Annotated in this window: 7 protein-coding genes; 4 read left to right on the forward strand and 3 right to left on the reverse strand. The window is 35.6% G+C overall.

Translation table 11 applies throughout. The annotated features are described in order from the left end of the window. Positions 1-87: 87 nt before the first annotated feature. From JR347_RS00405 to JR347_RS00415, 3 genes are read right to left on the reverse strand one after another with little or no spacing between them, the layout of a single operon-like run. Positions 88-741, reverse strand: coding sequence for a response regulator transcription factor (locus tag JR347_RS00405; protein WP_205722094.1), 654 nt, complete (start codon positions 739-741; stop codon positions 88-90). After that, on the reverse strand, positions 738-2,177 hold the full coding sequence (locus JR347_RS00410) for a response regulator (protein WP_205722095.1): 1,440 nt from the start codon (positions 2,175-2,177) through the stop codon (positions 738-740). The genes JR347_RS00405 and JR347_RS00410 overlap by 4 nt, the downstream gene beginning before the upstream one ends. Continuing rightward, positions 2,164-8,061, reverse strand: a complete 5,898-nt coding sequence (locus JR347_RS00415) for a PAS domain S-box protein (RefSeq protein ID WP_205722096.1) — start codon at positions 8,059-8,061, stop codon at positions 2,164-2,166. Before JR347_RS00415 ends, JR347_RS00410 begins: the two co-directional genes overlap by 14 nt. 280 nt (positions 8,062-8,341) lie before the next feature. On the opposite strand from JR347_RS00415, the gene JR347_RS00420 reads away from it, so the two are divergent. From JR347_RS00420 to JR347_RS00435, 4 genes are all read left to right on the forward strand, one after another. Further along, positions 8,342-12,253, forward strand: coding sequence for a PAS domain-containing protein (locus JR347_RS00420; protein WP_205722097.1), 3,912 nt, complete (start codon positions 8,342-8,344; stop codon positions 12,251-12,253). Continuing rightward, entirely contained in the window at positions 12,246-12,605 is a 360-nt protein-coding gene (locus tag JR347_RS00425) for a response regulator (RefSeq protein WP_205722098.1), read from the forward strand. Before JR347_RS00420 ends, JR347_RS00425 begins: the two co-directional genes overlap by 8 nt. A gap of 131 nt (positions 12,606-12,736) precedes the next feature. After that, a complete protein-coding gene (locus JR347_RS00430; protein WP_205722099.1) occupies positions 12,737-13,501 on the forward strand; it encodes an SDR family oxidoreductase in 765 nt (254 codons plus the stop codon). Positions 13,502-13,505: 4 nt separating this feature from the next. Next, complete coding sequence (locus JR347_RS00435) at positions 13,506-14,729, forward strand: acyl-CoA dehydrogenase family protein (RefSeq protein ID WP_205722100.1); 1,224 nt, start codon at positions 13,506-13,508, stop codon at positions 14,727-14,729. Positions 14,730-14,732 lie beyond the last annotated feature (3 nt).

Consider the following 14,732-nt stretch of genomic DNA (forward strand, 5'->3'; position numbering starts at 1 on the left):
AAATTAGATACTTTTGGGAGGCTAAAACATTGGGGTATTCTTTAAATTAATTACATAAATACCAGTTAATTTTTTAGGTAATTCTACCTAGTCTAACAATGCTAAATCTTTGATCTTGTTGATTAAGGCGATGGAGTTTTTCACTTTTAGCTTTTTCATAATATTGCTTCTGTGGGTATCAACCGTTCGGGCACTTATAAATAATATATCCGCTATTTCATTGCTGGTTAGCCCGTCTACAACATGCTTAATTACTTCTTTCTCTCTGTTAGTGAGCACTATTTTTTCTTCCTCCGGACTCTTTTTTCTCACTTTAGCCGTATACTGAGATACTATTAAATCTCGAACCCCTGAACTGTAATATTGAGTGTCATTTGATAGAGCTTCTATTGCATCGAGTATTTCATGACCCTCTCCTTTTAGCACATACCCATTTACACCAATCTCTATACAGTGCGACACATACTCATAATCTGAGTACATCGACAGCATGATTACTTTTACACCTTCTTGCGTAGTTAATATTTCCTCTGCGATTTGCATTCCGTTGATGTCAGGTAAAGAAATATCCAATACTGCAATATCCGGCTTTTCAGTAGAGATTAGTTTCAGAGCTGATTTTCCGTTTGATGCCTCCAGAATAGTAATGTCGAACTTTTCTGAACCCATTAAAAGAGATTTTATGCCATCTCTAATGAGTGAGTGATCATCTACAAGTGCAATTTTCAATTTCTTGCTCATGCTACTGCTAGTTTTTTATCGTACGGTACTTCTATTATAAGAACAGTTCCTAATTTGTTTTTTGAGTCTATTTCAAACACACCGTCCATAATATTAACACGGTCTTCAATATTTTGCAAACCGTGATGGCCTTCCAGTACTTTGTTATTTCGAGTGGAAACATCAAAGCCAACACCGTCATCTTCAATGGTGAGTATAACAGATTTGGCACTACTTCTTAATTGTATGTTCAGGTTTTTAGCATTAGCATGCTTGGCCGCATTGGATATAGCCTCCTGGGTAATTCTATATAGGTTAATCTTTTTATTTATGCCTATTCTATCGTGCTTTACTTCTGTTGATTCAAATGACACACTTAAATCACCATATTTTTGATTAGAAAGTGAGAGTAAACAAGTTGATATATCGAAATCTTTTAATTTTGATGGCAGAAGGTTTTCAGAAATACGCCCAGTCTCTAAAATAGCTTCACCTATTAAATTTTGTAAATCTTTAATGGCTCTTTCTTTATCAGCTCCATTAAAAAATGTGCTTATATTCAATTTTATTGCATTTAATGTTTGCCCTAAACCATCGTGAATTTCCCGGGAAATACGTGCTCTTTCCATTTCCTGACCTTCTATAATTGCAGCGAGTTTTGTTTTTTCAAGTTGTTTCTCCATCGACTCATTTTCAAGCCTTTTCGTGATATTCTTGAAGGTTAATACAACACCTTTTAATTTCTTTTTTTCATCAAAAACCGCATTAATGGTACCGTCTCCAATAGGCACCTTTTTACCATTTGGTTGAGTAAGGTAGAGCGATTTAAACTCTTGCTCATTATCTTTTACATTAAACCATTTCCAAATATTGGGTATCTCATTGCCTGTCTCAAAATCAGAAAACTTAAATACATCAACCAGCGGTTTGCCTTCTACTTCAGTTAACGATTGACCTGAAATGGCTTCGGCTGCTTTATTTAAGTAGCTAACAGTAAAATCTTCTTCTACAAAAAGTAAGGCATCGCTAATGGACCCAACGGCTGCTTTAAATTTCTCTTCGCTTTCTCTTAACTTATTCTCAACGGTATATTTATGAATGGCCATTTCCAGAAAAGTAACCACTTGTTCTTCCTGAAAGGGCTTCATAATATAGCCATAGGGATTGGTTTTTTTTGCCCTTTCAATGGTACTACCATCCGTTAACGCAGTTAAGTAGATAATGGGAAGGTTATACTTTTCTTTAAGTTCAATGGCTGTTTCAATACCGTCCTTATCGCCATCGATCATTATATCCATTAATGCCAGATCGGGTGTGGACTTTTTACATATTGCAATTGCCTCCTCATAGTTGGCAGCCCTTCCTATGACTTCATAGTTGGCATTTTGTAAGATTTTTTGAAGGTGAACCGCTATTAGCTGCGCATCTTCTACAATTAATATTTTAAACTTTCCCATGGCTAAATGTTATTTCTACTTTTGTTCCGTTAGTGGTTTTTACCTTAAAGCTTCCTTTTAACTGATCTGTAAATAAATGTACAAGCTGAACGCCAACTGAATCATCATATTTATTGGCGTAATCAAATCCAACGCCACTATCATGTACAATAAGCTGAAGCTTTTCACCCTTCTGCTTTAATGAAACTTTTATGGTGCCATTTTCATCAGGCTTAAAGGCATGATCGAATGCATTCGTTAAAAGCTCGTTAATTATCAATCCACAATTCATTACCACATCAGTGGGTAAAATGTGAGACTCAATATCTTTTTGTAATTCAATGATTCTAACACCACTTATATGTGTCTGATATATATTGTCAATTAAGTCATCCAGGTAATATTTGATATCAAGTTCTGTATAGCTTTTAGCCCTTAAGAGGCGCTCGTGAGTAAATGTGATGGCTTTAATCCTATTCTGACTCTCTGTGAAGAAGCGCTTCACTTCAGCATCTTCAATAGAAGAAGATCTCAGATACAATAAACTTGAAACTGTTTGAAGGTTATTCTTAACTCTATGGTGGATTTCCTGAAGCAATCCTTCTTTTTCCTCCAGGCTCTTTAGCAATTGAATTTCTACATTCTTCCGCTTTTTAAATTGTGCCAACTGAGTACCTAAAGTCATCAATAGTTCAGCAGTATCTTCATCGTACGGCAAATGTTTGGTAGAATAAAGTTTGGCAACACCCAGCGATTCTTCGTCTACAATGAGGGGAAAAGCAACCACAGTTTTAATACCTAAATTCACATGTAATTTATGCATCTTCACTTTCCCTTTTTCGAATTTGGTCAACCAAATAACTTCTTGCTTTTCATAGCAACCACCAACAACTCCTTCCCCTATTTTGAATTCAATCGACTTATTAACTTCGATGATTTTTTTAATCTCATTTAAGTAAGTTTTGGAATAGGCTTGCCTAATATACTTGTCCTCCTCAATTCTCCAGATCTCGCCTAAATCAAAATCCAATGACTCAGCGATCATGCCTATTAGGTCTGTCAAAATATCTTTAGTTACATCCCTTCTTACTATGGCTTCATTGATATTATTGATTAGATCCCGTCTCAGTTCCAGCTTATGTTGTTCAGTGATGTCATTCACCGTACTAACATATACTTCTTCTTCACCCACCTTTAAAAATTGAAGCCTCACTGCAACCCTGTACACTGAATTATCTTTACGTTTATTAAAACCGTTGAATTCAATAGGCTTAAGTTTCTCTCGCGCCTCCTTTAATAATAGTTTTAGCCTATTATTAGAGTCATAATCAGGTCTTAAATCATAAGGATTCATTTTTGTTATCTCCTGAAAAGAATAGCCGGTGTGCTTGAGTGCCGAATTATTAGCAAATGTGAATTTTAAAGTTTTACTATTAAAAATGTAAATCTCTTCAAACGATTCTGTGACTATCCCTTTAAGTTTTAACTGCTCAGTGAGCAATTGTTTCTTTTCAGTGATGTCTAAATACATGATTTGCACGGCTGGTTCACCCATGTATTCAGTAGAAGCAGCCAGAACCTCAGCGTACAGAAGAGTATTATTTTTTCGTTTAAATGTCAATTCAATTAACTCACTCGGAAGCACACTTTTTTTATGGTATTTTTTTAATTCATGAACCACGTTGGAGTTGCCTTTATTGGCAATAACGTTTTCTAAGGGCTGATTGATAAATTCTAAAACATCACCTCCTAAAGAGTTTGCAGCGGAATAGTTAAGAAATACTATTTTATCATTTACAACAATTAGAATTGGCATAGGAGAATTATTTACCAAATTTCTATAGCGTTGCTCACTTTCTCTTATGGCAATGGCAGCCTCTACTTTATCAGAAACATCCAAAAACATAAGCTGAACTGCATTTTTACCTTCATAATTGATAGAAGAACCTAACAACTCCACATAAATCTCCCTGCCTTTGAGTGTTTTGAAAATAGAATTTTGTACTCCGGTATGGTTCGTTTTCTGTTTATAAAGTGAATCAATTCTATCCGATACTTCTTTCTTTAACTTATCAGCTACAAATTTTTGAACCTTCTTACCAATAAGGTGCTCCGGCTTGCCTTCCATTGTTCTTGCTGCAGCATCATTCACAAACCTTATAATTCCCTCTGAATGTATAACAATCGGCATTGGGGATTTATCCACTAACATTTTGTACCTATGTTCGCTTTGCACAGTTCTGCTATGTGCTTCCACCGTTTCAGTAATGTCATGAAGGTTTACTACCAACCCTTTCACGTCAGGGTCATTTAGTTCATTAGTTATATTTATTTCAGCCCACTTTACATCGCCTTTTGCGTTCATTACTCGAACCTGATCTCTTACATTTTGCGATTCATGTTGGGCACTTAATTCTAAATCTTCTCTAAACTTTTTTAAATCTGAAGTATGAATAATACTGGTGAGTTTTTTACCATAAAGGGTATCTGAACTATGGCCGAATGTATTGATGCCACTACCACCAACGTAGGTTACAACTCCGGTTTTGTTAAGTATAATGCTGGAGCCGAAACCCTTGATTACGAGCTTCCTAAAAAACCTTTCTTTCCTTACTAGTTCATTTTCTAAGTTCACTTGTTCCGTAATGTCAATTGCTACTGAATAAATTCTTCTTCTTTTTAAATCAACAGTAGATGACCAAGTGAACCATCTGTATGCTCCTTTGCTAGTGCGATACCTGTTTCTAAAATTAGTGAGGGTTTCTAACTTTCCTGACAGAAGCTTTTTAAATTCTTTGTTTGTGTGTTCAATATCATCGGGGTGGATGAAATCAAAAAACGGATTATTAGTGAGATGCCTCAGACTGTATCCGAGAGTTTTTTCCCATGCAGGATTTAAATACTCAAATTTACCATCGAATGTTGTTACTGATGCAAGCTCTGATGATAAACCGTAAATTCTTGCAAACTCATCTTGTTTTTGCCTGGCAAGTTTAGATTCTGTAATATCTTGGATGGTACCATAAATTTCAACCGGCTCACCATTTTCTGTTCTTCTTCTTCCCTGCGTTCTTACCCAAATTGGATTATTTTTTTTCGGTTTTAGTCTTAGTTCAAGATCATATGGCACTCCTTTTTCGATGAGGTTATTTACAGCATTCTCAATAACAGGCCTGTCATCTTTAGAGTAATAGTGAATGGCATTTTTTACATTTGGCTTAAATTCTTCAGACTCACCATGAATTTTCTTGGTCATAGAAGACCATTCTAACACACCTTCTTTAAGCAATAAACGCCAACCTCCTATTCTGCCAAGTTCTTGTGTCATTTCTAATAACTTGCCAGTTTTTTCTAGCTGCTGATGCGTAAGCATCATTTTTGTGACATCGGTAGATACACCAATTAACCCAAGTGTTTCACCATTATTACCTAGTAGTGGAGATATACAGGATTTAATATAATGGCCATCAAAGTGAAAAATCCCTTCAATTTCATTCCCCTGTTTTACTTTATTGATTTCAGCTTCACTAAATTTTATTAATCCCTTACCTGTTGTAATTTCTTGCCCAATCAATTCATCACTTTCTATGCCAACAGACTCAAACAAAGAGCCAATACAAAAAGTGATTTTACCTGCATTATCAGTAGACCAAACAGAAACCGGATTGTTTTTAACCAGACTTGCAAGTTGAGTTTCAGTATGCTTTAGTTTATTCTCTGCCAGCTTTCTTTTGGTTATATCTCTAACCTGAATCAAATAACATTCCTCTCCTTCATCAATAATATCTGAGATGGAAAGGTTAACATAAAAATCACTTTTACTTTTAGTGGAATGAATGAAATCAGTAGAGGTATCTACCGTATCTAAATCTTTGATTGTATTTATTTTGTTTATGGAGTCTTTCGAAAAAAGGTCGATAAAGCGCTTTGCCTGCATTTCACTCTGATCATAACCATAATAGTGTCTTGCTCCTTCATTTACTTTTTTGATTTGACCCTCCTTTTTAGAAACTACAAAAAGCGAATTCGGATTTTTATCAAAAAGATGCTTATAGCGCTTGTTAGACTCACTAAGTTCCAACTCATAGAGAAGTTCAGCTGTTTTATCGTTGAGAATATAAAGGCTATACTTTCTATCATGAAAATTCAATTCATGGCTAATAACCTCTACTATCAGGTTACCGGATTTCTTTGTTCTATGCAATTGAAAAGTAGAGGCCTTATTTTTTGCCAAATTCAAGGCATTAGTATATTGAACAGAAGCAGTTTTATCTTCTACCAGATCATCAAGACTTAGTTCCAGCACTTCATTTCTAGAAAATCCATATTTCTTAATCATTGCCTCGTTAGCATCATGAATCTTCCTTTCAAACTGATGCTCAACCACAAGCATAGGCATCGGGTTATTCTGAAATAGTGCTTGAAATCTTTTACTAGATGCTTCACTCTCAAGCTTTAAGTGATATTCCTCTGTTATATCATTAACGGATGCCACAGCTTGAATTACCTCTCCCTTTTCATTTGTAATGGGTCTGCTATTAACAGAAAGCCAAGTCAATTGACCAGCTGGCTTATGAATACCCATAATGAATCTATCAATAGAAACACCTTCGCTCAACGATTTAGATATTGGGTGCTCTCCACCTGGAAAATCATTCCCCTCAGTATCTATCGCTCGCCATTTTGGGTCATACGAGTTTCTTCCTAGTAGCTGATCACTCGTTAAACCCAAAATAGTAAGAGCGGAATTATTAAATTCTATGATTTCACCTCTTTTATTTTGTAGTACTATTCCCTCACCAAGTGAATCAACTATAGTGCGATACTTTCTTTCATTTATTTCTATGCTAAGTGCTGCTCGCTTTTCTTTATCAATATTTCTGAAGGTGAGTATAAACCCCACAATGCCATTGTTTCCTTTTATAGGGTTAAAGCTGAAATCGTAGTATTGATCATCTTTAAATAAAGTATTAATCGCTTCAACCTGAACTATTTTCCCTTTAAAAGCACGTTCTGTATTCTGTTTGATAAAATGCAGTTGTTCTTCATCTAAAAATGTATCAAGCGTTTTGCCTTCTATCACTTTCAGCTTTTGCTCCAAATAGTATCTCTCTGCGAACTTCTTGTTGAATGAGCGAATAATAAATTCTGTATCATACATAAGTAATGAGCGTTCGCTGCTTTCTATAATGGATGAAAGTCTTAGTTCATTTCTTTGGAGTTTATCTTTCGCTAGTTCCCTTTCTGTTACATCCCTAATGGTGGCCAAATACTTAATTACCTGACCCTCAGCAGAAACAATAGGAGTAATTTTCCACTCATTAATAAATTCAGAACCGTCTTTTCGGTAATTATAGGTTTGGCCAAAAAATGGCTCGTTATTTTCTAAGTTTTCCTTTAACCTATCTAAAACCTTCCGTTCAGTTTTAGGGCCTTGCATTATTTTGGGTGATTTGCCCAATACTTCTTTTAGTTCATAACCTGTTAAATCTAAATAGGCCTGATTCACATATTCAATTCGAGGGCCTCCATTCGAAAGGTTTGCATCAGTTATTACTATCGCATCTCTAGATTGGTCTGCCACCGACTTATAAAGGTCAAAAGCTTTTAAATCATTTAATGGCTTAATCCTTACAATAGAAAGTTTAGCATCATCAACAGAGATTTTATTCTCATCACATACATACCTGCTATCAATAGTTTTTTTTAACGCTTCAAAATTTACCTGGCCGCCTACTTCCGGAATATCTATTGTATACTGATTTAGTACTTTCTGTGCTGATTTGCTTATGAAAAGTAGCCGTTCTGAATCATCCATAACAAGAATAGCATCATTCTTATCAATGATATTTTCTAATAGACTTTTGTACTTTACTAAGTGATTATGTGCTGCCAAATTTGCCACGGTTAAAGCTCGCTTAATATTTTAAAAATATTGATCCGTAGATCTACTGATATTAGCTAATATTATTTCGTAAGCATCGAATCAATAAATACAAGAAGAATTAAGTTAATAAAATATAATTTACCCTCTTAATTCACTATTTCAGGCACTTTTTTACTAGTAACTTAAGAAGCTGATAGTCAGCCAATAAATGGTTTAAAATAGGTAGATATACGTAGAGCATTTAAATAATTGTCTTCCTAAATTGAAACTGATTTTCTCAATCAATCTGCTCGTAAATATGAATGTATGTTTTATTGATTCCCGCCTTACAAGCAAAAAAAGTATTAAGAAAAAGCTTGATTCAGCTATTGGCGGTGAGACATTCATAATCTTCAATATCCCAAACGACTCCCTAGAAACCATCATTAACCTAACGCCAAGTAATCTTAAATACAAAAGGTTAGCGAAAGATGTAAATACCATTCAAAAAGATGAAGTTTGGTTAATAACGGAAGATAAGAAGTACTCCTTTAATGGTCATTCTATTGTATTGGAGAGTCAACTAGTTGAACTCAGTTTTGGCAATATTGTACAGCGAAGCTTAAATGAAATTTATGTTTTCGATGTCGACCATTTCAAATTTAAATATGTAAATCAGTGTGCTTTAGCCAATCTGCAATATTCAATGAAAGAAATGGAGCAGATGACACCACTAGATATTAAGCCTGAATACAATTTGAAGAGTTTTAAACGATTGCTTAAACCACTATCAAAGGGTGAGAGTGGAAAAATTCAATTTGAGACTATACACCTGAGAAAAGATGGAAGCACCTATCCAGTAGAGGTCCATTTAAGTCTTGCAGAAGAAGGTAATTCAAAGTTTTACAGCGCCATTATTTTGGATGTAACAGAAAAGAAAGAGACTCTAATTAAAGCTCTGGAAATTCAAAGCCAATTTGAACTATTAGCACAAAATTATCCTAACGGCTCTGTTAGTCTCATCGATAAAGATTTAAAGATACTATTTACCGAAGGTGAAGGTTATGCAGAACATGGCATTGACCCATCAACGTTTATTGGTAAAGACTCAAAAGACGTATTGTTACCGGCAGTATATAATAGTCTAAAAAAAGCTATTAAGAGTATAAAGAATAATGAGACAATACATTATGAAGTTCCTTTTTATGATAAAGTATATAGAAATACCTGCAAAGCGATTAAAAGTGAAAATGGAGTTTTGAACTACTATATTCTACGCGTAATAGATATTACTGAACTAAAAGATTTATACGAAAAGACTAAAGTTGAACGCAATAATTATTTGTCTGTTACCAACGCTCTCAACAAGAGTGCCTTAGTTTCTATTGCTGACAAAAAGGGGATAATCATTCACGCCAACGAAGAGTTTTGTAAGGCTAGTGGATTCAACAAAAAAGAACTTATAGGCAAAAGTCACAGCATAATTAATTCAGGATATCACCCAAAAGAGTTTTGGGCTGGTATGTGGAAAACAGTGGCTAAAGGAAAAACATGGCGTGCAGATGTTAAAAACAAAGCAAAAGACGGAAGCTTTTACTGGGTAGATACCGTTATTAACCCAATTTTCGATATCGATGGTAAGATTGAACAGTATCTCTCAATTCGGTACCTTATAACAGAGCGGAAAGAATTAGAACTTGCAAAAAATGAGTTAACACAAAGGCTCACCTTAGCCAATAAAGCTGCAAAATTAGGTGTTTGGACCTGGAACTTAACCACACATAAAATTGAATGGGACGATTACCAATCTGAGTTATATGGACTTAAATCTTTCGATGGAAACTTTGAATCCTGGAAAAGTATGGTGTTTCTGGAGGATTTAGAATTCATAGAAAAGAAAATCAGAAATATCGTAGAAAATAAAATTACTGAGTTAGACTATTCCTTTAGAATAATAAAACCTTCTGGTCAGGTAGCACATATTCAGGCCAAAGGTCACAGGGTAGTAATCAATGGCGAAGATATTGTAATTGGCGTTAATTACGATATCACTGATGATGTACTACAAAAAAAGGAGATCTTATCACTTAAAGAGAAATATGAATTAGCATTAAAGGCTTCGAATGATGGCTTTTGGGATTGGGATTTAATTGAAAATACAATAGAATATAGCGATCGTTACTTCCAGATTCTCGGACTCCCACCTAACACCAGCACAGATACCGAATATTGGAAAAATTTAATCCATCCGGAGGATAGAGATAGAATTACCAATGCTGTTAACGATGCCATAGAATCAGATCGGGATGTTTTTGAACTTGAATCAAGGAGACTTCACACTAAAGGTCACTATATATATGTTTTAGTGAGAGCCTACATTACTCGTGCAAGTAATGGAAAGGCAGTACGTGTTACGGGCACTTTGATGGATACAACTTACCTGAAAAATGTGCAAAATGAGGTTGTTTATTTAAAGGATAGATATGCATCTCTTCTCAACTCGCTAGATGGTGTTGTGTGGGAAACTGATTTCACCAATCAAACTAACAACTTTGTAAGTAGTCAGTGTCTTAAAATTTTTGGTTACGACCCTAAAGAATGGTTGGCGGATAGTAATTTTTGGATTGATAGAATTCATCCAGCTGATAAAAAAAGGCTTCTCAACTTTCATAAGACTATGATTTTCAAGAGAGTCAATCATGAAATAGAGTATCGTTTTAGAATTAAAAGTGGAGAATATTTATGGATAAAAGACAAGATAACCGTTGAATATAAAGATAATAAGCCATATCGTCTTGTAGGGATCATGATGGATATTACCAGAACCAAACAGGCTGAAATTAATCTTGAAAATACACTTAGACAATTAAACCTAGGTATTGAAACAGCCGAAATGGGAGTATGGGAGCTTGACTTGAAAAATAATCGGATGGACTGGAACGACCAGATGTTCAAGATTTTTGAACTTAACCCTTCTGCCTTCCGCCATACTATAGAAGACTTCAGATCCAAAGTATTCCCTGAAGATTTAGTTACGGCAGATAAAGAAATGGCCAAGATAGCCAATGGAAAAACCGTACGTGATGTGAAGTTTCGAATCAAAACAAAAAGTGGCACTAAACATATTTATGCGTCAGGTGCACCTGTTTTGAACGAGAAAGGTGATGTGATTAAATTCATGGGCATAAATATGGATGTTAGTCAGGTAGCCAAATACCAGGAGAGGTTAGAAAAAACTATACGACAATTAAACCTCGCCATTGAAACATCTAATATGGGGATATGGGAATGGACTTTAGATACTGATGAGCTTTACTGGAATGAACAGACTTACAATATATTTGAAATCCCTACCACTGAATTAAGCGATAAAATCAACATATTTTGGGAAATACTATATCCGGAAGATCGCCAGTTAATGGAAAATGCAATGACCAAAGCCAGACAAGGCGAAAAAGTAACCTATCAATACCGAATTAAAACCAAAAGTGGCAAGGTAAAGCATATTAGATCTAGTGCGGCCAGAACATTAGAAAAGGATGGTACCGTAAAAAGCTTATTTGGCATTAATCTGGACTTAACTTCTCTGATCGAGAATCAGAATAAATTAGAATTAGCTCTTGATGAAAAGGATACATTATTCAAAGAGTTGCACCATCGAATTAAGAATAACCTTCAAATGGTTATCAGTTTACTCTTTTTAAAAGAAAACATGAATGAAAATGAGTATTTGAAATCATTCATAAAGGAGACAAGTACAAAAATTCAATCTATTTCAGCCATTCATGAACAACTACTTCAGATGAAGGGTGTAAATAAATTAGATATTAAAGATTATTTAAAAACCCTAGTGCATAATCTGGTTCATACGTATTCAGATTCAGAATCGGATTATGAGCTTGATCTAAAAATGGATTCTAGTCTAATTAATATTGACATTGTTTTAAGCGTTGGCCTCATCGTGAATGAGATCATCTCAAATGCAATAAAATATGCATACCCCGAAACTAAAAAAGGACGAATTAAAGTATACTTAAAAAAACAGAAGGACAAGATGAACTTAACTGTAGCTGATGATGGTATTGGCATTTCTACGAGTAAATTGGGCGCATTGGAAGACTCTTACGGCTTGCAACTTATCAGTTTGTTTACGAAACAAATTAAGGGTGAACTAAACCTTTCTAATAAAAATGGCACAACGTTCAACATTAAATTTCCCATAAATGCGTAAAGTATTAGTTGTTGAAGATGGATTAATAATTGCCTTGCATTTGCAAAAATTATTGGATAACCACGGTTATAAGGTTATTGGTAAGCTTAAGTATGGTGAAGAAGTAGAGCAGGTGGTAAAGGAACAAGAGCCAGATCTCTTGATATTGGATATCATGTTGGAAGGCGAAATGAGCGGAATTGAAAGTGCCTCAATCATTAGAAAATTTAGTAATGTTCCCATCATTTTTATGAGTGCTCTTACAGATCCTGAAACACTAAAAGATGTTTCATACATTTCTAACAGTATAAAACTGAACAAGCCGTTTGAAGAGGATATCCTTCTAAAAACTGTAGCAGATATGCTTACCTAAAGCATCATAATTACTGTTTATCTCAATTAAAAGTTAGTTATATAATTTGTTAAGCTTAACTAGGGCCAAATAATCATTAAAAAAAGCTTTTCGTTTTGTACCTTTCTATCTATTGGACTAAACCCAACTGAATGAAAAAACGAAAAAACATACTCATCACTGGCGCAAGTTCCGGTTTGGGAAAAGGCATGGCTTTAGAGTTTGCCAGGCAAGGTTGCAATTTAGCATTGTGCGCAAGGAGAGTAGAAAATCTCGAAATTCTCAAAAAAGAACTTTTAGAAATTAATCCATCCATCAAAGTATTTCTTCGCTCATTAGACGTTACCATACCGGAAGAAGTATTTGAGGTTTTCAGAGCCTTTAATCAGGACTTTAAAGACGTTGGTGAAAAGCTGGATAGAGTAATTGTGAATGCCGGTATGGGTAAAGGAGCATCGCTAGGTACAGGTTATCATAAGCAGAATATGCAAACGGCCGTCACAAACTTTTGCGGAGCTATAAGTCAATTCGAAGCTGCTTTAGAAATATTCAGAGCACAGAATGACGGTCACTTAGTAGCAATTTCCAGTATGTCGGCATTTAGAGGATATCGAGGTCCAATTAATGTGTATGCAGCCACCAAAGCTGGGTTAGCCAGTTTGGCTGAAGGTGCGCGGGTAGATTTACTGTATAAGCCAATAAAAGTTTCAACCATATTTCCAGGGTACATTCAGTCCGAAATGACGGACAATGTAGCTAAAAAACCACCTTTTATGATTGATCTGGATAAAGGCTCCAAACTTTTGGTAAAAGCGATTAATAAAGAAAAAAATAAAGCTTATGTACCTTTTTGGCCATGGTATCTATTTAAATTAATGATGCCATTTGCCTCCCTAAAAATGTTAAAAAAGCTCTAAAAAAATGAACTTCAATCCATCTGAAAAATCACAGGAGTATCTGAAAAAGTTAAAGACTTTTATGAAAGCGAATGTCTATCCTTTCGAGAAAGAATGGGCGGAATTTAATAAAATCAATAACCCAGATAGTAACTGGAAACAATGGATAGAACACCCCAAACTAAAGGAGTTAAAAACAAAGGCGCGGAGTGAAGGGCTATGGAATCTCTTTTTACCAGACAGCGAGTTAGGCGAAGGCTTAAGTGTGCTAGACTATGCGCCTTTGGCTGAAGAAATGGGCAGAATCTATAATTCTGCCGAAATATTTAATTGTAATGCTCCAGATACCGGCAATATGGAAGTGCTCTATCATTTTGGCAGCAAGCAGCAGAAAGAAAAATGGCTCAAGCCATTACTTAATGGCGAAATCAAGTCTGTTTTTTGCATGACGGAACCCGATGTTGCTTCTTCTGACGCTACTAATATTGAAACCAGTATTGCGCCTGATGGCGATGAAATTGTGATTAATGGAAAGAAATGGTGGTCTACAGGCCTCGGTCATCCTGAAGCACAAATAGCTATTGTAATGGGCAAAACAAGTGGTTTGCATGAAAGACACAAACAGCATAGTATGGTGCTGGTGCCTTTAAACTCAACCGGTGTTGAAATTAAGCGCATGCTACCTACTTTCGGAGCATATGATGCACCAGCCGGTCATGGCGAAGTGTATTTCAACAATGTTCGTGTACCCAAAGAGAATATTATTATGGATTTTGGAGCTGGCTTTGCTATTGCCCAGGGAAGACTTGGACCAGGCAGAATCCATCATTGCATGCGCTGCATAGGAGCTGCGGAAAGAGCTTTGGAGCTCGCCATTATTCGAAGTGGAACCAGAGAGGCTTTCGGCAAACCATTAGCAAAACTTGGTGGTAATGCAGAGCGATTTGCAAAGGCGCGAGTGGCTATTGATCAGGCTCGCTTACTTACACATTATGCCGCCTGGAAAATAGATCAGTTCGGTATAAAAGAAAGCATGACAGAAATTTCTGCCATCAAAGTAGTAGCTCCGCAAGTTTTGCAAGAAGTAACAGATATGGCTATGCAAATTCATGGTGGTGGTGGCTTATCTGACGATTTTCCATTGAGCAGTTTTTTTCTTCAAGCCAGAGCGCTGCGCCTTGCTGACGGTCCTGACGAAGTGCACCTTGGAATGATCTCACGACTGGAATTTAAAAAGTATTTATCCTAATCA

Origin of the sequence: Fulvivirga lutea, from assembly GCF_017068455.1 — a bacterium.
Classification (GTDB): domain Bacteria; phylum Bacteroidota; class Bacteroidia; order Cytophagales; family Cyclobacteriaceae; genus Fulvivirga; species Fulvivirga lutea.

Excerpts from the sequence above, each read along its gene's own strand:
- JR347_RS00405 (WP_205722094.1), bottom strand. The coding sequence starts at position 741 with ATGAGCAAGAAATTGAAAATTGCACTTGTAGATGATCACTCACTCATT.
- JR347_RS00410 (WP_205722095.1), bottom strand. The coding sequence starts at position 2,177 with ATGGGAAAGTTTAAAATATTAATTGTAGAAGATGCGCAGCTAATAGCG.
- JR347_RS00420 (WP_205722097.1), top strand. The coding sequence starts at position 8,342 with ATGAATGTATGTTTTATTGATTCCCGCCTTACAAGCAAAAAAAGTATT.
- JR347_RS00425 (WP_205722098.1), top strand. The coding sequence starts at position 12,246 with ATGCGTAAAGTATTAGTTGTTGAAGATGGATTAATAATTGCCTTGCAT.
- JR347_RS00430 (WP_205722099.1), top strand. The coding sequence starts at position 12,737 with ATGAAAAAACGAAAAAACATACTCATCACTGGCGCAAGTTCCGGTTTG.
- JR347_RS00435 (WP_205722100.1), top strand. The coding sequence starts at position 13,506 with ATGAACTTCAATCCATCTGAAAAATCACAGGAGTATCTGAAAAAGTTA.